This is a genomic window from Elusimicrobiota bacterium (assembly GCA_041660925.1).
In the GTDB taxonomy this organism is placed as follows: Bacteria; Elusimicrobiota; Elusimicrobia; order UBA1565; family UBA1565; genus JBAZUV01.
Genome location: JBAZVI010000009.1, coordinates 131,616 through 151,401 on the forward strand (window position 1 = coordinate 131,616; position 19,786 = coordinate 151,401).

Here is a 19,786-nt window from a genome sequence, read left to right on the forward strand (position 1 = left end):
ATGAATCCAGCTCAGGCGCCACGATCGACGGGCTAGAAAAGCGTGTAGATGAACGGGGCGGCGGCGGTGCCGCCGAGGAAGATGAGAGCCGCGAGCACGGCCAGCACCAGCAGAATCGGCGTGAGCCACCACTTCTTGTTGTGGCTCAGGAAGCCGAAGAACTCGCGCAGCAGCGACTGTCGCTCGGCCATCAGAACAACCTCTCGAAATACGATTTATTTTCCGGCACGGAGAGCGGGACCCAGCAGCTCTCCCCCGCGGACGGCCGGCGCAGGCGCAGCGCGTCGCGCCCCGTCGCGCGCAGGATCAGGGCGATCGGCGTGAGGACGAGGTAGTAGGCGGCGGCCAGCGCGACGACGGAGACGACCCCTCCGATGAGCGAGGCGACGGCGGTCCAGCCGCGGTAGATCGCCTTCCCCGCCCGCGCGGAGGCGAGGGTGAGGACGCCGAGGACGGCGCAGACGGGGAGGACGACGAAGGCCTCCTCATGGCGTCCGCGCCACCATGAGAGGCCGGCGAGAAGCGCTCCGAACACGAAGAGCCCCCAGCCGAACTCCCGGATCTTCTTCTCACTCGGCTCTTTGTCCATTTCGATCATTTCTATACCGGGCGGGAAACCCGTTGAGTTTCCCGCCTAATCCAGGGAGAACTGCTGGAGGTATTTTTCGCGGTCCGCCGAGCCCTCGGCCTGCTCCTCCTTCAAAAGCGCGACGTCCTCAAGGACGAGGACGTCCATGTCGGTGTTGAGGAAGCAGCGGATGGCCTCGGAGGGCCGGCAGACGATGGGCTCGCCGCGCACGTTGAAGCTCGTGTTGACGATGACCGGGCAGCCGGTCCGGGCCTTGAAGCGCTCGAGGAGGTGGTAGAAGAAGGGGCTCGACTTCTCGGCGGCGGTCTGCACGCGCGCGCTGTAGTCGACGTGCGTGATCGCGGGGACCGAGGAACGCGGGAGCTTGAGCTTGTCGATGCCCTCGAGGTGCGCCTTGTCCGCGGGGACGGCCTTGCGGTGCTTCTCGCGCACGGGGGCGACGAGCAGCATGTAGGGGCTCTCCCCCTCCATGTCGAACCACTCCGAGACGTCCGCAGCGAGGACCGCGGGGGCGAAGGGCCGGAAGCTCTCGCGGAACTTGATCTTGAGGTTCATCTTGCTCTGCATCTCGACGCTGCGCGCGTCGCCGATGATGCTGCGCGAGCCCAACGCGCGGGGGCCGAACTCCATGCGACCGTTGAGCACGCCGATGACCTTGCCCTGCTCGAGCCACTCGCAGAGCTGGTCGTAATACCGGTCCTTCGGGATCTCGCGCCGGCGCACGCCGGCGGCGGCGACGTCCTTGAGGATCTCGTCGCGGCCGAAGGCGGGGCCGAGCAGGGCGCCCTTCATCGCGTCCCCGGTCCGCGCGGGGCGCGGGCCGTCGAGGAGCGCATGGTAGCCGAAGAGGGCGGAGCCCAGCGCGCCGCCGGCGTCGCCGGCCGCGGGCTGGATGAAGAGCCCGTCGAAGATCTTCTCGCGCAGGAGCTCTCCGTTGGCCACGCAGTTGAGGGCGACGCCGCCGGCGAGGCAGAGGTTCTTCTCGCCGGTCTCCTTGCGCGCGTGCCGGGCGAGCCGGAGCAGGACCTCGTTGACGACCTTCTGCAGCGAGGCCGCGAGGTCCATCTCGCGGCGGCCGAGCTTCGACTCCGGGGGCCGCGCCGGGCCGCCGAAGAGCTCGTCGAAGGCCGGGGAGGTCATCGTGAGCCCCCCGCAGTAGTCGAAGTACTTCATGTCCATCCAGAAGGAGCCGTCCTCCCGGATGTCGATGATGTCGTTGACGATGCGGTCGTAGAAGCGCGGCTCGCCGTAGGGGGCGAGGCCCATCACCTTGTACTCGCCCGAGTTCACCTTGAAGCCGAGGTAGTAAGTGAAGGCGCTGTAGAGGAGGCCGAGCGAGTGCGGGAAGCGGATCTCCTTGCGCAGCTCGATCTTCGCGCCGTGTCCGACCCCGAGGGTGGTCGTGCTCCACTCGCCGACCCCGTCGATGGTGAGGATCGCGGCGCGCTCGAAGGGCGAAGGGTAGAAGGCCGAGGCCGCGTGCGAGAGGTGGTGGAGGCAGAAGCTGAACTTCCCGGGGTACTCTCCGCCGAGCGCCTCGTCCATCTCGCGCGGCAGGTGGAGCTTCTCCTTGATCCAGGCCGGGACGGCGGCGCGGAAGCTGGTGAATCCGCGCGGCGCGTAGGCGATATAGGTCTCGAGCAGGCGGTCGAACGTCAGGAGCGGCTTGTCGTAGTAGACGACCGCGTCGAGGTCCTTGAGCGAGGCGCCCGCCTCTTCGAGGCAGTAGCGGACCGCATGGATGGGGAAGCGCCGGTCGTGCTTGACCCGACTGAAGCGTTCCTCCTGCGCGGCCGCGACGATCTCCCCGTCGCGCACGAGCGCGGCGGCGCTGTCGTGGTAGTAGGCGGAGAGGCCCAGGACGAGCTTCGGCATGACGGACATGTTATCAAATCGCGCCGCGGAGGACTCCCCGCGAACCCGCCCACCCTTTTGAAGTGTAGTATCATCTCATCGAAGCGAGCCGAACATGCCCCCTCCCCCCGCGCGTGCGACGGACGTCGTCTTCGTCGTGTCCCCGGCCAATGCGGCCTCGATGTTCATGCCGTTCTATTTCCTCTATCTGGCGGGCTACCTCGAGGAGCACGGCTTCACCGTCGCCATCGTCGACACGCACTCCAAGGACCCCGAGGAGAACGTCCGGACCATCCTGCAAGCGATCGACGCGCTGAAGCCGAGGTTCGTCGGCCTCGCCTCGTTCGTGACCGATTACGACCAGGTCCTCTCCTTGGCCAAGGACATCCGGCGCCGCTCGGACGCGAAGATCCTGGCCGGCAACGCCCATCCCTCCATCGCGCCCGAGGATTTCCTCTTCGAAGGGAGCCCGTTCGACGTCGTCGTGCGCGGGGAAGGCGAGCGGACGCTCCGGCAGCTCCTCGCCGAGTACCGCGAGGACTCCGACCTCGAAAGGATCCCGGGGATCGCCTACCGCCGGGACGGACGGGTGAGGATCACCCCGAACCGGGAACTGATGGACCTCTCCGAATGCGCCCTGCCGGCCTATCACAAACTGGACCTGCGCTGGTATCAGCGGCCGACCAAGAACATCCTGCGGCGTCTGACGACCGTGGGCGCCGTCATCTACCTCGGCCGGGGCTGTCCATTCCACTGCACCTTCTGCGCATCCGATTCCGTCTGGCAGGCCAACGCCCGGCCGCACGGGATGTCGCCGGTCCGCAAGCGCCCGATGTCGGCCGTGATCCGGGAGCTGCGGCTCCTGCAGGACGAGCACGGCTTCGACTTCTTCTACATCCTCGACGACACCTTCGGGATCCGCGAGGAGGACATCGTCGCGTTCTGCGAGGCCTACAGAGCGAGCGGCCTCCGGATGCTCTGGGGCGCCGAGACCCGGGTCAACTGCATCCGCACCCCGGAGATCATGGCTCTGCTCAAGGACTCCGGCTGCATCCAGCTGGATTTCGGGGTGGAGACGGGCTCGCCCGAGCTGCTCAAGCGCATCCGCAAGGCGGCGACCGTCGAGCAGACGGTCGCCGCGTTCGACCTCTGCCGCCGGCACGGGATCCGGACCTTCGCGAACATGCTGTTGAACCTTCCCGGGGAGACGGAAGAGGACCTCCGGCTCACGCACGAGCTCCTCGCGCGGATCCGCCCGACCTTCACGTCGATCGGCGTCACCATGCCCTATCCCGGGACCGAGATCGCGAGAGGGCTCTCCCGCCCCATCGGCCGGGAGGATTACGGCAAGTTCAACCGCATCTTCCCCCCCGAGGAATATCGCCTGAGCGCGCACCGGCGCAACCTCGCGCGGCTGCTCTTCTCCTGGTTCCTCCGCTACGGCGTCGTGGCGCCCGTCGAATGGAGCCTGTTCTGCGCCGACGCCCGATACTGGAAGAAGCTGGTCTCCTCCCGGCACCGCTGGCGATACCTGCTCTTCTTCGCGAAGGACATCCCCCTGAACTTCCTGCGCTACCTCGCGTTCTTCCGACACTATCTTCCCCGCCCCCTCAAGAATTGACGCTCGGCGTTCTGTTATAATACCGGGCTCCTCCGACGAATGAGAATAGACACGAAGCGCACGATCCCGAACGAAAGCCGCGTCTGCAACCCCTCTAAGGCCGCGCTGCAGAGCGAGCAGGCCATGTCCATCAAGTACAACAACATGGTCTACGAGATGCAGAAGGACAAGGTGGACGTGATCGTCCTCTCCCTGGGAGAGGCGTTCTTCGACATCCCCCTCTTCCCCTTCGACGACCTCCCGTTCCCGCAGCTATACCACTACAGCCACTCGCGCGGCCTCCCCGAGCTGAGGGAGAGTCTGGCGGGGTATTTCCGCGAGCAGTACGGCGTGCGCTTCGACCCCGCGAAGGAGATCATCGTGACGGCCGGCTCGAAAATCGCGATCCACATGGCTCTGATGGCGATCCTCGACCCGGGAGATGAGGTCCTCATCCACGAGCCGGCCTGGGTCAGCTATCCGGAACAGGTCAGGCTCTGCCACGCCCGTCCGGTGCAAGTGCCCCACGATGTGGACGTATCCGGGTTCGAAAAGTTCATCACCCCCCGGATGAAGGCCATCATCATCAACAACCCGAACAACCCGCGCGGATATGTTTTTACTGAAGCCGAGCTCCGCCGCATCTGCGACCTAGCAGAGAAGCACAACCTCTTCGTCGTCTCCGACGAGGCGTACAGCGACTTCCTCCCAGAGGGAGAGCGTTTCGTCTCCCTGGGCGTCTTGGACCCGGAGAAGCGGCGCTCCATCATCTGCAACTCCATCTCGAAGAACTACGGGATCTCCGGCTGGCGGTTGGGCTACGTCATCGCGAACCCCGGGATCACGGACCAGATCCTGAAGATCAACCAGCATCTGATCACCTGCCCCGCCACGATCCTCCAGCTCTACATCGCCAAGCATTTCTCCGAGATCATCCGGATCACCAAACCGCAGATCGCCGAGGTCGTGCGGAAAAGGAAGCTCGTGGCCAGCCACATGGACCGCATCGGCCTGAAATACCTTCCCGGCGAGGCGACCTTCTACTTTTTCGTCTCGATCGCCGGCTCCTCCCTCACCTCCGAGGAGTTCTGCACGAAGCTCCTCGTCGAGAAGCACGTCAGCACCGTCCCAGGACTCGGCTACGGAAAGAGCTGCGACGGGTTCATCCGCGTGTCGGTCGGGACGGAGAGCATGGAACGGACGCTGCGGGGCATCGACGCCGTCAAGGCCCTCATCGACGCCACCCGGACGCGCTAGCCGCCCCGAAGGACCCTCGGCCTCCGGCGACATCCGCCGGCCGGATTTTGTAAAATCGACGCTTCCGGCCGGGACCGGATCATCTGCCCATGAAACGAATTGAGTTTTTCAAGCACAACATCGCGGAGCGCGATATCCGGCGAGCCTCCAAGGTCCTGCGCTCCATCTTCCTCACCACCGGCGCGGAAGTCGGCGCACTGGAGGACGGGTTGCGCCGCTATCTGGGGACCGAGGACGTCGTGGGCTTCACCAGCTGCACGGCGGCCCTCCATCTGGCGCTCCTCGCCTGGGATATCGGCCCGGGGGACGAGGTCATCACTCCGGCCATGAGCTTCTGCGCCACGGCCAACTCCATCCTGCACGCAGGCGCAGTCCCGGTCTTCGTCGATTCGGAGGATTCGACCGGGAACATCGACGCCGCCCTCATCCAGCGCAGGATCACGCGGCGCACCAAGGCCATCATGCCGGTGCATCTTTACGGGCACCTCTGCGACATGCGGAGCATCCGCCGACTGGCCGACCGGCACGGCCTATGCGTCATCGAAGACGCCGCGCACTGCCTCGAGGGAGCCCGCGACGGGGTGCGGGTCGGGCAGCTGGGCGACGCCGCCGCCTTCAGCTTCTACGCGACGAAGAGCATCACCTCGGGAGAGGGCGGCGCGCTCAGCGTCCACGACCGCCGGCGCGGCGACCTGTTGCGGCGCCTCCGCCTCCATGGAATCGACAAGGGAGCCGCGGATCGCTATACCAAGAAGTACCGGCACTGGGACATGACCGCACTGGGCTGGAAGTACAACATGGACAACATCCAGGCCGCTCTTCTCCTCGGCCAGCTCGGGGAGGCGGACAAGCTCTGCGCGCGGCGCCGCCGCATCGCAGACGCCTACGAACGCGGTCTCGCCGGCGTCCCCGGCATCACGCTCCTGCGCACGGCCCCGCGGACGGAGCACGGCCGGCACCTCTTCACCATCCGGGTCCCCGCGCCCCGGCGCGACGGCATCCTGTCGCGGCTCCAGGACGCCGGCGTCGGCGTCGCGGTGAACTACCGCCCGATCCATCTCCTCAGCTACTATCGTTCCCGCTTCGGCTACGCCCCGGGAGCCTTCCCGGTAGCGGAACGCATCGGGGCCGAGACCCTCTCCCTTCCGCTCTACCCCAAGCTCCAGGACCCGGAAGTCCGCGCGGTCATCCGCGCCGTCCGGGAGACGATGACGCGCCATGGTTGAGAGCATCGTCGCCCGACAGAAGCGCGAGGGCCGCCTGACCCCGGCCGCTGAGTTCCCGAAGGTCGTCCTCATCGACACGGTCAGCCACTGCAACCTCCGCTGCTCCATGTGCGTGCACCCGCGCATGCGCCGCAAGAAGGGGATCATGCCCTGGCCCCTCTTCACCAAGCTCATCGACGAGATCGCGCGCGAAGACAAGGGCGCACGGGTCTGGCTGGTCTTTTTCGGCGAGGCGCTCATCCTGAAGAACCGCAAGCCCGGCATCTTCGAGATGATCGCCTACGCCAAGGCGGCGGGGCTGCGCGACGTGGTCATCAATTCCAACGCCAACCTGCTCGACGACCGGGCGGCCCGCCGCCTCATCGAGTCCGGTCTCGACGCCGTCTACATCGGGCTCGACGCGTTCTCCGCCGAGACCTATTCCCGCCTGCGCGTCGGCGGAGATTACCGGAAGACCGTGGACAACGTGCTGAACCTGCTCAGGCTCAAACGGGAGCTCCGGGCGAAAAAGCCGGACGTGTTCGTGCAATTCGTGGAGATGCCCGAGAACCGCGCCGAGAGACCCGCCTTCGTGCGCTTCTGGAAGCGGCACGGGGCGACCGTCAAGATCCGCCCGATGGTGAGTTGGGCCGGGGAGATCCGCGCCGGGAACCTCGTCCTGGGCAACGACCAGCGCTGGCCCTGCTATTGGGCCATGCGCACGCTGTCCGTCACCGATTCCGGGAAGGTCGTTCTCTGCGCGGTGGATCTGGACGCGCAATACATCGCAGGGGACGCTCGCCGACGCTCCCTCAAGGAGATCTGGAACGGGAAGCTCGCGCGCCTCCGGGAGCATCACCTCCGGGGCCGGTGGAGCAAGCTGCCCAAGCTTTGCGCGGACTGTCGCGACTGGCAGTCCGCCCGCGCCGACTATTACTCCGGAAGCCGCTGATGTGCGGGATCTGCGGATTCTCAGGTCCCTCCCGAGAAGACATCCTTCGCCGCATGGCCGACGCCATCAGGCACCGAGGCCCGGACGAAGACGGATTCTACTCCGACGACGCCGTGAACCTCGGGATGCGCCGCCTCAGCATCATCGATCCCGCCACCGGCCGACAGCCTCTGCACAACGAGGACTCCCGCCTATGGGTCGTGATGAACGGCGAGATCTACAACGCCCCGGAACTGCGCCGTGAGATGGAAGCCCGCGGCCACCGGTTCTACACCGACCATTCCGACACCGAGACGCTCCCGCACCTTTACGAGGAATACGGCGATGACTTTCCCACGCACCTCAACGGGATGTTCGCCGCCGCGCTTTGGGACCGCGTCCGGCGGCGCCTGCTCCTGGTGCGCGACCGGATGGGGGTCAAGCCCCTTTTCTATCGCGTCGCGAACGGCCGGCTGATCTTCGGCTCCGAGATCAAGGCGCTCCTGGCCCATCCCGACTGCCCCAAGGAGATGGACCGGGCGGCCCTCTACCACTACTTCACCTTCAAGCACGTCCCCGCCCCAAGGACCGCCTTCGCCGGGATATCCGTCCTGAAGCCCGGCGAACAACTGGTCTTCGAGGACGGAGAGGCGAAGCGGCAGACTTGGTGGCGCCCGTCTTTCCGGGAGGACCGGACCGCCGACGAGCCCTCCGCCAAGGAGCGGATCCTGAGCATCCTCGACGACGCGACCAGAATCCGCATGCGCAGCGACGTCCCCTTCGGGGCGTACCTCAGCGGAGGGCTGGACTCCAGCGCCGTCGTCACCCTGATGCGCCGGGCACGCAGCGGTCCGCTGCTGACTTTCTCCCTCGGATATGAGGAAGATTTTCGCAACAAAGCCTCCGATCTGACGGCCGCCCGCCGCGTCGCGAAGTCTCTGGGGACCGTACATCATGAATACCTCATGTCCGCGCGCGAGCTCGAACAGGACGCGGGAGATATCCAGCACTCCTTCGACCAGCCGTTCTCCGGCACCGTCTCGACCTTCTTCCTGACCAAGCTCATCTCGAAGCACGTCAAGGTCGCCCTCTCCGGCGACGGAGCCGACGAACTGTTCGGCAGCTACCTCTCTCACAGGACCGCCGGGCCCATCCACCGGTACGGTGCGCTCCGAGAGAAGGCCCTCTCCGGAAAGCTGACCGCAGCGGAGGCCCACACCCTGCAGCCGTGCGATTCCGCATTCCTGGAGCGTCTCTTCGCGGCCTCCGGCGGCGATGAAGCGGCCTGGCGCTGCCGCCTCCATCTCTTTGCCGACGAGGAGAAGCGGCATCTGCTCAGCCGGGAGTTCCTGCACGCCGCCGCCGGGGAGGATTCCCTGGACATGATCCGCGAGGACTTCCGCGACGTCCAGGCGGCCGACCCCCTCAACCGCGTCCTGGAGATGGAGTACAAGCACCAGTTCCCGGACCAGGTCCTGGCCTTCCTCGACTCCCTCTCCATGGCGCACTCGGTCGAGGTCCGGTCCCCTTTCCTCGACTATCGGCTCGTCGAATTCGCCGCTGCTCTCCCCGAAAGCCTCAAGATCCGAGGTCCGGTGGTCAAGAGCATCCTTAAGGATACCTTCCGCGACCTCCTCCCGCCGGGGGTGGCCGACAGACCCAAGGAGGGGTTCGTCCTGCCGGTCAACGATTGGCTCGCCGGCTCCCTCCGGGAATGGCCGGCGAAGGTGCTCAGCCGAGAACGCATGGCCCGGCACGGCTGCTTCGACGCGGAGACCGTGCTCGGTCTCACGAAGGCGATGCGCCCGGGCGACGCCGCCCGGGCGGGAAAGATCTGGAACCTCATGATGTTCCAGATATGGTGGGAGCGCTATTTTGGCTGAACTCCGCGTCCTCCTCTTCGGCATGACCGGACTCGGGAACGGCGTCCTGCGCGGCCTGCTGGACATCCCGTCCGTGCGAGTGACGGGCGTGGTCTGCCCGCGGCCGGAACCCGGTCCTTTCCCCCACTACCCATGTCGCAAGATCGAAGACGAGGCGTCCGAGCGCGGAGTGCCGGTCCTCCCGGGCGTGGACCTGTCCGATCCCACTCAAACGGCGCGCCTCGCAGACCTCGGTGCGGACCTCCTGGTGGTCGGATCCTTCCGCAAGATCCTGCCTGCCGCGGTCATCGCCCTCCCCGGACTCGGGGCCATCAACGTCCACCCCTCGCTGCTTCCTCGCTATCGAGGAGCGACCCCGACCGTGTGGGCCATCCTCAACGGCGAGACCGAGACGGGAGTCACGGTCCACTTCATCGAAGACGAGCGGCTCGACGCCGGACCGGTCATCGTCCAGCGGCGCATCGCCCTGACGTCAGAGGACACCGACGGGAGTCTGCGCCGCCGACTGGCGGAACTCGCACGCGCGCTCGTCCCGGAAGCCGTCGCGGCCGTCGTCGCGCGTCCGCGAAAAGATTTCTCTCCTCAAGACGAATCGAAGAGCAGCTGGTTCCCCAAACGGACCCTGGCCGATGCTCAGCTCGACCCGTCTCGACCGCTGCCGGAACTCCGACGGCGCATCCGGGCCATGTCGCCATGGCCCGGAGCCCGGCTGCGTCAGGAAGAACGGGAATACATCGTGACCGAGGTGAACGAAGTGAACACGTCGGAACCGCACCCGCAAGGGCTGCAGGGAACTTCGGTCCTCCGCCTTCGCAACGGAAGCCGGACGCTGTCCTTCATGACCGCGCATGAAGCGTAAATCGACGAAGCCGGTCCTGGCGCATACGCGACGATCCTACGGGCTCCGGCCGCAAGCCCGCGAGTTTCCGATGATGTGCGTCCTTTCCTTCGTCTACGCCTGCAACGCCCGCTGTCCCAACTGTCCCTACACGAACTCCTCGATCCGCAAAACCTACAAGGACGCGCTCTTCATGGACGCGGACATCTTCCGGAAGATCGCGGACGAATGCGGGAGATACGGCGCCTGGATCCGCCTATCCGGAGGCGGCGAACCCATGCTCCACCCCCAAGTCCTCCCGCTCATCGAATATGCCAAGGGACGAGGAGCCAAGATCGGGCTCATCACCAACGGATCGCGGTTCACGGATGCGAACTCCCGCCGCCTGCTCCGGGCGGGCGTGGACATGATCGAGTTCAGCGTCGACGCGTCGGATGCGGAGACCTACGCCAAGGTCCGCCCCGGCCTCGACTGGAAGCGTCTGGTGCTCAACGTACGACGCATGGCGCGACTGAGGAACAGGCTGCGAGCCCGTACCAAGATCATCGCCAGCGCCGTCAATCAAGTCGGCGTGGACGCGGAGCGGGTCGCCGCGTTCTGGAGGCCCATCGTCGACGAGTTCCAGAAGCGAAAATATCTGACCTGGGGGATCAACGACCCCGCCCGCTCGGCCGATCCGGCTCCCTATCTTCCTCCCGAACAGCGCGTGCCCTGCCCGTTCCTCTTCGAACGGCTCAACATCGATTCCCGCGGGAAGGTGATGATGTGCGGCCTGGATATCGCGGGCGACACGGACATGGGAGATGCACGAAGGCGCTCCATCGCGGAGATCTGGCGAGGCGCCGCCTTCGAGCGCTTGCGTGAGCTTCATCTCTCTGGACGCGGACGGAAGATCCCCCTGTGCCGGGACTGCCCCGATTGGAAATACCGTTCCTGGAAGCACAACTACTGGAAGCTCGTACGAAGAGCCGCCTATCGGCGCGGGAACCGGCTTGGACGCCCGCTCTCCCGCGAGAAGGCGTGACCCCATGGTGATCGGCATCCTGCAGCCCGGATACATCCCCTGGCTGGGATTCTTCGAGCAGCTCCATCGCAGCGACGTGTTCGTCCTGTACGACGACGTCCAGTACGACAAGAACGGCTGGCGCAACCGCAACCGCATCAAGACTCCCACCGGACCGCAATGGCTGACCGTGCCCGTGTCCTTTGATTTCTCCGCGCACCCCGCCATCAACGCCGTGCGCATCAACAATCAGACCGATTGGCGCCGCAAGCACCTCTTGTCCCTCCGCCAGAACTATTCCCAGGCCGCGTTCTTCCGGGACTACGTCGGCATCTTCGAAGAGGCCTACGCCCGGTCCTGGGAAAAACTCGTCGACCTCGACCTGCATCTCTTGCGGGAGCTGGCCGGCGCGCTGGGTCTGGGGCATAAGCGCGTCCTGCTCTCCTCCTCGCTCGGCATCCCCGGCGAAAGAGTGGAACGCCTCATCAATACATGCAAACATCTCGGGGCGGACACCTTCTATGAAGGCGCCGCCGGACGAGACTACATGCATCCCTCCGACTTCGCCGCCCACGGCATCACGCTCGAGTTCCAGGACTACGCGCACCCGACCTATCGACAGCTCCACGGCGCCTTCATCCCGTACCTGTCGGTCGTCGACCTGCTGTTCAACTGCGGCCGAGACAGTCTGGATATACTGATCGGCCGAAAACCAGGGGCAACCATATGAGCACCCGAAAGACCATCCTCGTCACAGGCGGAGCCGGCTTCATGGGAAGCAACTTCGTCAAGCACATCTTCCGCAAGTACCCGGATTATCGGGTCATCGTACTGGATTCCCTGACCTATGCCGGCAGCGTCGAGAACCTTCCGGTGGACATCAACACCTCCCAGGACGAGCGGATCAGCTTCTGGTACGGCGACGTCCGCAACGGCGAACTCATGGACACCCTCGTCGAGCAGGCCGACGCAGTGGTCCACTTCGCGGCCGAGACGCACGTCACCCGCTCCATCTACGACAACCTCCTCTTCTTCGAGACGGACATCATCGGGACCCAGACCGTGGCCAACGCGGTGCTGAAGTACCGCTCCAAGGTCGAGCGCTTCATCCACATCTCCAGCTCGGAGGTCTACGGCACCGCGATCGCGCCCAAGATGGACGAGGACCATCCTCTGCTGCCTCTGAGTCCTTATGCGGCGGCCAAGGCCGGGGCCGACCGCCTCGTCTTTTCCTACTGGACGACCTATGAGCTCCCCGCGATCATCCTGCGGCCGTTCAACAACTACGGCCCTTACCAGCACCTTGAGAAGGCCGTGCCGCGCTTCATCACCAGCTGCATCCTCAACGACCCCATCCGCCTGCACGGCGACGGGAGCGCGGCGCGCGACTACGTCTACGTCCAGGACCTGTGCGCCGCCGTCGACCTGGCCCTGCACGCCGACATCGCGAAGGTCAAAGGCCAGATCTTCAACGTCGGCTCCGAGACCCACCGCTCGATGCTCTCCATCGCCCAGACCATCGTCAAAGCCATGGGCGCGAGCGAGTCCCTGATCACCTTCGTCGGAGACCGCCCCGGACAGGTCTTTCGGCATACGGCCGATGCCGCAAAGATCCGAAGGATCCTCGGCTGGAAGCCCGCGGTCTCCTGGGAGCAGGGACTCCGCGAGACCGTGGAATGGTATCGCCGCAACCGAGACTGCTGGAACAAGCAGCTCTGGATGAGGGCGGTCCCCATCATCACGAAGACCGGGAAGAGAGAGCTGCACTGACCCGCCCTAGGATGTGAAGCTATGAGCGACCGTCTTCCGTACTCCTCGCATCTGGACGCGCTGGCCGAGCGGCCGTGGGCCGTCTTCGCCCTCATCTCCCTCTGGCTCGGGTTGGAGCACGTGATCCTCGGGCCGTACTCCTACGTCAACATCGGAGAGATGGGAGACTGCGTGCTCCCCGCCGCCTCCCTGCTGACCTCCGGCCTCCTGGGCCCGGGAGTCCACTACTGGCTGCCCACGGTCGCATGCGGGATCGACCGCCTGGCGAACAGTCTCATGTATCCGCAGGCTCTGGTCCTCCTATCCTTCCTCCTCCCCGGCTGGGCCGCCTATCAGATCTTCCTGCTGACGCATTACTTCTTCGCCGGCTATTTCACGTATCGGATCTCCACGGACGACCTCCAGACTTCCCGTCAGGCGGCCGTCTTCGCCGGCGCCGCCGCAGCCCTGACGACGCCGTTCACCGGGAGCATCGGAAGCTCCATGCTCCCCTTCGTCCTGTGGTCGCTGGACCGGCTTCTCGACGCCGACTGGAAGCGGGGCCTGACGGGAGCCGCCCTGCTGGGAGTCTTCTACTCCGTGTTCGCCTCCGCGGTGGTCTCCATGCCCTTCTGCTTCCCATGGATCCTCGCATGGTTCCTGCTCGTCAGGAGACGCTTCAACGCGCGCTTCCTGACGCTCTTCGCGGTCTTCGTCGCCTGCTTCATCCCGCTGCACGTCCAGGAGCTGTGGGCCATGTGGCTCCAGGCCCGGGACTCCCATCGTCTGCAATGGGCCGCGGAGCTGACCTGCACGGCGGCGGGCTTCTTCGATGGGATCGCGAACGGCCTGCGGCTGGCCTGGAAAGCCGGCAGCGTCCAGATCGTCGTGGCCGCGACCGGCCTCGCGGCAGCCGGATTCCGGCCCGGCCGATTCGGCCGGGTGTGGACGCTGCTCCTTCTGACCGCGGCGGCGGCGGGACTCGGCGAATGGGCCAAGGGCTGCCTGATGAGCGGTTCCAGCGTCCTCAAGGGTGTCCACCTCCATCGGTTCTACCTGATCCTCCCATTCAGCACGGCCCTGTGCGGCGCGGCGGGGCTCGACCTGTTCGGTCGCAGGAGATGGGTCTTCCCCCTGGCCATGACGGCCTTGCTGGGACTCTCGCTGTCCGTGAAATCCTCCGTCCTGTGGGAGTATTACTTCCAGGGCGGCTACACCGCGAACTACCGCAGCCCCGTGCTGCGGGACCTGGCTGCCCAGCGGAGCGACGCCGAGCCGTTCCGCGTCGCGACCTTCACGCACGGCCTCCTCCCTGCGTACGCCCTGGCCTACGGCCTAGAGACGGTCGACGGCTACATCAACATGTATCCGGCCTCCTACCATCGATTTTGGTCAAAAGTCATCGAGCCCGTCATAGAGCGCGAGCCGTACCTGAACGAGTATTTCGGCAAGTGGGGGAACCAGATCTATCTCTTCCTCCATTCCGTTGACGACTGGCCCGGCGGGATCCGCTTCGCCGACCACTACCGCCTTCCGCTGCTCTCGCTCGTGAACACGCGCTACATCATCGCCCGCCATCCCCTGTCGGACCCGAACCTCCGACTGCTGACCCCCCAGCCGCCGTGGGAGAGCCTCTCCCGCAAAGAGCACGCGCTGCTCCGGCTCAAGGAGATCTTCCGCGGGAAGTCCTATCTCCTCATCTACGAGAACACCTCCGCCTTGCCGCGCGCGTTCCTCGTCGGAGGGGTCCGGGGGTTCCCGGACTCCGCAACCCTGTGGGACTCCATGGGAAAATCCTCGTTGAAGGACCTGCGCGCAGCGGTCTACGTGGAGGCCGGCCGCTGGGAAGGGACGCCCTGGCCCGAGAAGCCCGTGCGCGGCCGGATCACGCAGAGTCTCTACCGTCCGGACCGCATCCTCATGACGCTGGCCCTCGCCGGTCCCGCGCTCCTGGTCGTATCGAACAACTTCAATCCCTACTGGAAGTGCACCGTGGACGGCAAGGAGCGCCCGCTCTTCCCCGCCTACGGCGCCTTCTGGGGGGTCCGGCTCGGGAAGGACGACCGGCAGGTCGAATTCTCCTACTCCCCCCCCTATCGCCTCTTCTGAACCGGGCCGCCGGAAAGAAGATGCTATGATGTCCAACGCACATGGGATACGTTCAGGAGCCTCTTCCGCGTCCCCTTTACACCCGAGACTCCTGTGCGTCGCTGCCTCTGTTCGAGCATGGCGTCTCTTGGCTGACCTGGGCGTATAACGAGGAAGAGCTCATCGGCGGCTATCTGCGCCGAGCCAACGACGTCCTGCGCGCGACCGTCCGCGACTACGAGATCGTCGTCATCGACGACGGCAGCACGGACCGCACCAACGAGATCGTCCGCGCGCTGGCCCTCGAGATCCCGCAGATACGGCTCATCCGCAACCCCGTCAATCTCAACGTCGGTCTCTCCTCGCAGAAGGCCATCCAGAGCGCTTCGAAGGAGTTCCTCTTCTGGCAGACCATCGATTGGTCCTACGACATCACCTATCTGCGCGTCTTCCTGGAACTCCTGCGCGAGCATGACGTGGTCGCGGGCGTACGACGATCTCCGGTCCAGGTATCCGGCCCTCTCGCCAAACCCTTCGCGGCGGTCATCAAGCTTTTCGGGGCCAAGCACGTCTCAAGGCGATCGGACACCGTCCCGAAGGCCGTCGTGTCCCTCATCAACTACCTTCTCATCCGCACGCTCTTCCGGGTCCCCATCTCCGACTATCAAAACGTCGTCTTCTACCGGACCCGCCTGGTCCAGTCCATCCGCTACGAGTCGCGCAGCTCCTTCGCCAACCCCGAAGGTCTCATCAAAGCACATTGGCTGGGAGCCTCGATCAAGGAAGTCCCCATCTCGTTCCTGCCCCGGGCCCAGGGAGAAGCAAAAGGAACCCGTCCGCACGCCCTCTTCGCCGCGGTGAGCGACATCCTCCGCTGCTGGATCAAGTGGGTACTCCTCGACCGGGGAGGCTTCGTGCGCAGGGGCCGCATCGACCGCCTGCGCCCCGAGGAATGGGAGAGCGAGGTGCACGAGTAGAGCGTCGAGGGCGGCTCCACGCCGTCGGTCGCGCCCCTCGAGCGCGGCGTCAGCTCGACAACAGCGCCTTCAGCCCTGCGGCGTAATGCGGGACGTGGCTCCAGCGGAATTCGCGGAGCTGCCGCAGGATGAAGTCGCGGGAGAGGTAGAAGCGCCTCATCGCCTCCCGCTGCTTGTCCATCAAGCCCTGCTTGGTCATGCCCTTGGGAACGTAGACCGGATCATGGCCGGAATAGGCAGGATAGCTGACGAACTCCGACCAGTCCCGAAAGTGGATCTCCCCGGCGGCGTTCAGCTCATCGTACAAATCGCAACCCGGGTAGGGGACGAAGAGATTGAAGATGGCGAACCGGAGCCTCAGGTCCAGGGCCAGTCGGATCGTCTCGTCGATCTTGGCGTAGTCCTCTCCGGGCAGTCCCAGCATGAACATCCCGTCGGCGTCGAGGCCGGCGGAGCGACACCACCCGACCGCCCGGACGACGTCCTCGCGCGTGAAATTCTTCCTGATCCGGGCCAAGGTCTCGTCGTTGCCCGACTCGATCCCGAAACAGACCCGGACGCAGCCCGCCCGCCGCATCAGCCGCACGAGATCTTCGTCGAGCGGACGGACCCTCAGCTCGCTGATCCACCGGACCCGCCGGTTCATGCCGGACTCGATCATGAGCCGGCAGAACTCCGCCGCGTGCTCCCGCACGAGCGGGAAAGCCAGGTCCATGAAGTTGAACACCGTGATCCCGAAGCGCTCGTGCATGAAGCGCATCTCCTCCAGGATGTTGCTCGGAGAGCGCATGCGGTACCTCTGCCCCTGGCTGCGCACCGAGCGGCTGGAGCAGAAGGTGCATCCCATCGGACATCCACGGGTGCCGAGGATCTGGATCTCCTTGTGCCCCGGCCCTGCATGGGTGCGCGGATCCGTCCGGTAGCGGTCCAGATCCAGCAGCTGCCACGCGGGGAACGGAAGCCGGTCCAACTCGGTCAGGAACGGGCGGCCGGGAGTCTGCACGATCTTCCCGCCCTCGAGGTACGACAGGCCTCGGATCTTCGAAAGGTCTCCGGACCGCCGCCCCGATAGGTGATCGCAGAGCTCGAGGAACGTCTCCTCTCCCTCGCCGTGGACGATGTAGTCCCCGCGCCGGCCCGCGGCCAGAGACTCTTCCGGGAAGAGCGCGGCGTGGAGGTTCCCAAGGACGATGATCGTCTCGGGACGGCGACGCCGCAGCGCTTCGCAGATGGCATAGGTGATGCTCGCGCTCGCCGACAGCGAACTCACGCCGACCACGTCGGCACGAGCCAGACGCTCGACGAGCCCCTCCAGGGAATACTGCTCGACATATGCGTCGACGATCTCCACGTCATAGCCCTGCTGGAGAAGAGCAGCGGCGATATAGGCGATGCCGATGGACGGCTGCGGGTTGGAGAACTTCTTCAGACTGCCGTAGGAGCGGTCAAGACTGGTGGGAGGTATGAGGAGACATATTCTCATCGCGCACGCGTATTGTACCACTTCGCCCCCTCCGCATCGGCGGCCCTACGCCTTGACCGGAGGAACGATAAACGATACAATGTTCACACTTTGAACAAGCTGGAGAAACATCATGCGACACTGTAAGAATAGCCCCACGAAACCGTCGGGAAAACACTCCGTGGAACTCACGCGGAAGGACTTCTCGGCTCTGGCCGGAAAGTCCGTCCTGGTAACCGGCGGGACCGGCTCCTTCGGCAAGCGCTTCATCGAAACGGCGCTCAAGCACTCCAAGGTCCGGAAGATCATCGTCTTCAGCCGCGACGAGCTCAAGCAGTCGGAGATGGCGGCGACCATGCGCGACACCCGGCTCCGCTTCTTCATCGGGGACGTCCGCGACCCCCAGCGGCTGCAGCGCGCCTTCCACGGCGTCGACTTCGTCGTGCACGCCGCGGCCCTCAAGCAGGTCCCCACGCTCGAGTACAACCCCTTCGAGGCCGTCCTGACGAACATCGTCGGCGCGGAGAACATCATCAACGCGGCCATCGACACGGGCGTCCGGCGCGTCGTCGCCCTCTCGACGGACAAGGCCGTCAACCCCATCAACCTCTACGGCGCGACCAAGCTCTGCGCCGAGAAGCTCTTCATCGCCGGCAACTCCTATGCCGCGGCCACCGGGACGCGCTTCAGCGTCGTGCGCTACGGCAACGTCGTCGGCTCCCGCGGGAGCGTCGTCCCCTTCTTCCTGAGCCGCCGCAAGGAGGGTGTGCTCCCCATCACCGACGAGCGGATGACCCGCTTCTGGATCACCCTGGACCAGGGAGTCCGGCTGGTGTTGCGCGCCCTGACGGTCATGCACGGAGGGGAGATCTTCGTCCCCAAGATCCCGAGCATGCGCATCCTGGACCTGAAGGACGCGATCGCCCCGGGCTGCAAGACCCGCGTGGTGGGCATCCGCCCGGGGGAGAAGCTCCATGAGGTCCTAGTGACCGAGGACGAGGCGGAGCGCGCGCTCGACCTCGGAGACCTTTTCTTGATCAAGCCGTGCTTCCCGTGGTGGGGACAGACCTCCTGGACGCGCGGCGCGCCTCTCGAGAAGGGTTTCCGCTACGCCAGCGATTCCAACGACTGGTGGCTCAAGACGAAGGAATTCCAGGAGATGCTCGGGCAGCTCGAGTCCGCGCCCTCCGCGATCAAGCCTTGAGCCCCCAGATCCCGTACGGACGGCAGACCATCGACGACTCCGACGTGCAGGCGGTCGTAGAGGCCCTCCGCTCCGACTGGCTCACGCAGGGACCGCGCATCGCCGAGTTCGAAACTGCCCTGGCCGGACGCTGCGGCGCCGCTCATGCCGTCGTCCTCGCCAACGGCACGGCCGCCCTGCAGGCGTCGTATTTCGCCGCGGACCTGAAGCCCGGGGACGAGTTCATCACCAGCCCCATCACGTTCGCGGCCACGGCCACCGCCGGCCTGTGGCAGGGCGCCCGCCCGGTCTTCGCGGACGTCGACCCGGAGACGGGCAACCTCGACCCCGACGCCTGCCGCAAGCTCATCACCCCTCAAACCCGCGCCATCGTCCCGGTGGACTACGCCGGCCGTCCGGCGGACCTCGACGCCTTCCGCAGGCTCGCGAAGGAGCACGGCCTCTCGCTCATCGAGGACGCCTGCCATGCCCTGGGCGCCTCCTATCACGGCCGGGCGGTGGGTTCCCTGAGCGACATGACGGTCTTCAGCTTCCATCCCGTGAAGTCCATCACCACAGGGGAGGGCGGAGCGGTGCTGACGAACGATCCCGCTCTGCGCGACCGCATCGTGGAGTTCCGCCAGCACGGCATCCGCCGGGGAGAGGACTGGCTCTACTCCGTCGAATCCCAGGGACTGAACTATCGACTCACCGACCTCCAAGCCGCGCTGGGGCTGAGCCAGCTCCGCCGCCTCGACCGGTTCCTCGCGCGCCGCCGGGAGATCGCCCGCCGCTACGACGAGGCTTTCCGCGGCTGGCCGGAACTCGACTCTCCCGCGGGCGGCTTGGAGTCCTCCGCGTGGCACCTCTACTTCATCCGCCTGCGGGCGGGCGGGCGGCGTGAAGTCTTCCAGGCCCTCCGACGCTCCGGCATCGGCGTGCAGGTGCACTACATCCCGGTCTACTGGCATCCCCTGTACGAACGTCTCGGCTACCGCAAAGGCCTCTGCCCCCGAGCGGAGGACTTCTACGAGCGGATCATCTCGCTCCCCATCTATCCGACCCTGACCGATCCGCAACAGGAGACGGTGATCTCCACGCTGCGGGGCATCCTGGACCAGCGCCATGCGCCTAGCCATACGAGCTAACGGGAACCGCCGCGCGGGG

17 protein-coding genes are annotated in these 19,786 nt (G+C 65.7%); 13 read left to right on the forward strand and 4 right to left on the reverse strand.

Annotated features, from left to right (window positions below; all coding sequences use genetic code 11):
- Nucleotides 1-32: 32 nt before the first annotated feature.
- Genes WC969_12890 through WC969_12900 form a run of 3 tightly spaced genes read right to left on the reverse strand, consistent with a single transcriptional unit; the run spans nt 33 to nt 2,464 of the window.
- Nucleotides 33-191 (reverse strand): DUF5989 family protein, encoded by a 159-nt coding sequence (locus WC969_12890; protein MFA6030746.1) that lies wholly within the window; start codon nt 189-191, stop codon nt 33-35.
- Nucleotides 191-589 (reverse strand): SxtJ family membrane protein, encoded by a 399-nt coding sequence (locus tag WC969_12895; GenBank protein ID MFA6030747.1) that lies wholly within the window; start codon nt 587-589, stop codon nt 191-193. The genes WC969_12890 and WC969_12895 overlap by 1 nt, the downstream gene beginning before the upstream one ends.
- Before the next feature lie 45 nt (nt 590-634).
- Nucleotides 635-2,464, reverse strand: a complete 1,830-nt coding sequence (locus WC969_12900; protein ID MFA6030748.1) for a carbamoyltransferase — start codon at nt 2,462-2,464, stop codon at nt 635-637.
- 94 nt (nt 2,465-2,558) lie between these two features.
- On the opposite strand from WC969_12900, the gene WC969_12905 reads away from it, so the two are divergent.
- The 11 genes from WC969_12905 to WC969_12955 all read left to right on the forward strand — a co-directional run bounded on the left by WC969_12905 (nt 2,559) and on the right by WC969_12955 (nt 15,974).
- Nucleotides 2,559-4,064 carry a radical SAM protein gene (locus WC969_12905; GenBank protein ID MFA6030749.1) on the forward strand — a complete coding sequence of 502 codons (1,506 nt, stop codon included), beginning with the start codon at nt 2,559-2,561 and terminating at the stop codon, nt 4,062-4,064.
- 39 nt (nt 4,065-4,103) lie between these two features.
- A complete protein-coding gene (locus tag WC969_12910; protein MFA6030750.1) occupies nt 4,104-5,300 on the forward strand; it encodes a pyridoxal phosphate-dependent aminotransferase in 1,197 nt (398 codons plus the stop codon).
- A gap of 89 nt (nt 5,301-5,389) precedes the next feature.
- Nucleotides 5,390-6,526, forward strand: coding sequence for a DegT/DnrJ/EryC1/StrS family aminotransferase (locus WC969_12915; GenBank protein MFA6030751.1), 1,137 nt, complete (start codon nt 5,390-5,392; stop codon nt 6,524-6,526).
- A complete protein-coding gene (locus WC969_12920; GenBank protein MFA6030752.1) occupies nt 6,519-7,457 on the forward strand; it encodes a radical SAM protein in 939 nt (312 codons plus the stop codon). Before WC969_12915 ends, WC969_12920 begins: the two co-directional genes overlap by 8 nt.
- Nucleotides 7,457-9,319 carry an asparagine synthase (glutamine-hydrolyzing) gene (gene asnB / locus WC969_12925; GenBank protein MFA6030753.1) on the forward strand — a complete coding sequence of 621 codons (1,863 nt, stop codon included), beginning with the start codon at nt 7,457-7,459 and terminating at the stop codon, nt 9,317-9,319. The genes WC969_12920 and asnB overlap by 1 nt, the downstream gene beginning before the upstream one ends.
- Nucleotides 9,312-10,178: a methionyl-tRNA formyltransferase gene (locus WC969_12930; GenBank protein ID MFA6030754.1), complete on the forward strand. Its 867-nt coding sequence runs from the start codon at nt 9,312-9,314 to the stop codon at nt 10,176-10,178. Before asnB ends, WC969_12930 begins: the two co-directional genes overlap by 8 nt.
- A gap of 70 nt (nt 10,179-10,248) precedes the next feature.
- Nucleotides 10,249-11,181, forward strand: a complete 933-nt coding sequence (locus WC969_12935; GenBank protein MFA6030755.1) for a radical SAM protein — start codon at nt 10,249-10,251, stop codon at nt 11,179-11,181.
- Between the two features lie 4 nt (nt 11,182-11,185).
- Nucleotides 11,186-11,890 (forward strand): WbqC family protein, encoded by a 705-nt coding sequence (locus WC969_12940; protein MFA6030756.1) that lies wholly within the window; start codon nt 11,186-11,188, stop codon nt 11,888-11,890.
- The gene (locus tag WC969_12945; protein ID MFA6030757.1) at nt 11,887-12,930 is read left to right on the forward strand and encodes a dTDP-glucose 4,6-dehydratase; all 1,044 of its coding nucleotides are present in this window, start codon (nt 11,887-11,889) and stop codon (nt 12,928-12,930) included. Before WC969_12940 ends, WC969_12945 begins: the two co-directional genes overlap by 4 nt.
- Nucleotides 12,931-12,951: 21 nt before the next feature.
- Nucleotides 12,952-15,018, forward strand: coding sequence for a DUF6044 family protein (locus tag WC969_12950; protein ID MFA6030758.1), 2,067 nt, complete (start codon nt 12,952-12,954; stop codon nt 15,016-15,018).
- 41 nt (nt 15,019-15,059) lie between these two features.
- On the forward strand, nt 15,060-15,974 hold the full coding sequence (locus tag WC969_12955) for a glycosyltransferase (protein ID MFA6030759.1): 915 nt from the start codon (nt 15,060-15,062) through the stop codon (nt 15,972-15,974).
- 49 nt (nt 15,975-16,023) lie between these two features.
- Here WC969_12955 and WC969_12960 read toward each other — a convergent pair whose 3' ends face one another.
- On the reverse strand, nt 16,024-17,457 hold the full coding sequence (locus tag WC969_12960; GenBank protein ID MFA6030760.1) for a radical SAM protein: 1,434 nt from the start codon (nt 17,455-17,457) through the stop codon (nt 16,024-16,026).
- A 160-nt stretch (nt 17,458-17,617) separates the two neighbouring features.
- On the opposite strand from WC969_12960, the gene pseB reads away from it, so the two are divergent.
- On the forward strand, nt 17,618-18,640 hold the full coding sequence (pseB, locus tag WC969_12965; GenBank protein ID MFA6030761.1) for a UDP-N-acetylglucosamine 4,6-dehydratase (inverting): 1,023 nt from the start codon (nt 17,618-17,620) through the stop codon (nt 18,638-18,640).
- The gene (pseC, locus tag WC969_12970; protein MFA6030762.1) at nt 18,637-19,767 is read left to right on the forward strand and encodes a UDP-4-amino-4,6-dideoxy-N-acetyl-beta-L-altrosamine transaminase; all 1,131 of its coding nucleotides are present in this window, start codon (nt 18,637-18,639) and stop codon (nt 19,765-19,767) included. The genes pseB and pseC overlap by 4 nt, the downstream gene beginning before the upstream one ends.
- The last annotated feature ends 19 nt before the right edge of the window (nt 19,768-19,786 follow it).

Bases quoted from the DNA above. Each gene is read 5' to 3' on its own strand.
- WC969_12900 (MFA6030748.1), bottom strand. From the start codon at position 2,464: ATGCCGAAGCTCGTCCTGGGCCTCTCCGCCTACTACCACGACAGCGCC.
- WC969_12935 (MFA6030755.1), top strand. From the start codon at position 10,249: ATGATGTGCGTCCTTTCCTTCGTCTACGCCTGCAACGCCCGCTGTCCC.
- WC969_12945 (MFA6030757.1), top strand. From the start codon at position 11,887: ATGAGCACCCGAAAGACCATCCTCGTCACAGGCGGAGCCGGCTTCATG.
- WC969_12940 (MFA6030756.1), top strand. From the start codon at position 11,186: ATGGTGATCGGCATCCTGCAGCCCGGATACATCCCCTGGCTGGGATTC.
- WC969_12950 (MFA6030758.1), top strand. From the start codon at position 12,952: ATGAGCGACCGTCTTCCGTACTCCTCGCATCTGGACGCGCTGGCCGAG.
- asnB (MFA6030753.1), top strand. From the start codon at position 7,457: ATGTGCGGGATCTGCGGATTCTCAGGTCCCTCCCGAGAAGACATCCTT.
- WC969_12915 (MFA6030751.1), top strand. From the start codon at position 5,390: ATGAAACGAATTGAGTTTTTCAAGCACAACATCGCGGAGCGCGATATC.
- WC969_12960 (MFA6030760.1), bottom strand. From the start codon at position 17,457: ATGAGAATATGTCTCCTCATACCTCCCACCAGTCTTGACCGCTCCTAC.
- WC969_12920 (MFA6030752.1), top strand. From the start codon at position 6,519: ATGGTTGAGAGCATCGTCGCCCGACAGAAGCGCGAGGGCCGCCTGACC.
- WC969_12910 (MFA6030750.1), top strand. From the start codon at position 4,104: ATGAGAATAGACACGAAGCGCACGATCCCGAACGAAAGCCGCGTCTGC.
- WC969_12905 (MFA6030749.1), top strand. From the start codon at position 2,559: ATGCCCCCTCCCCCCGCGCGTGCGACGGACGTCGTCTTCGTCGTGTCC.
- WC969_12895 (MFA6030747.1), bottom strand. From the start codon at position 589: ATGGACAAAGAGCCGAGTGAGAAGAAGATCCGGGAGTTCGGCTGGGGG.
- WC969_12890 (MFA6030746.1), bottom strand. From the start codon at position 191: ATGGCCGAGCGACAGTCGCTGCTGCGCGAGTTCTTCGGCTTCCTGAGC.
- WC969_12955 (MFA6030759.1), top strand. From the start codon at position 15,060: ATGGGATACGTTCAGGAGCCTCTTCCGCGTCCCCTTTACACCCGAGAC.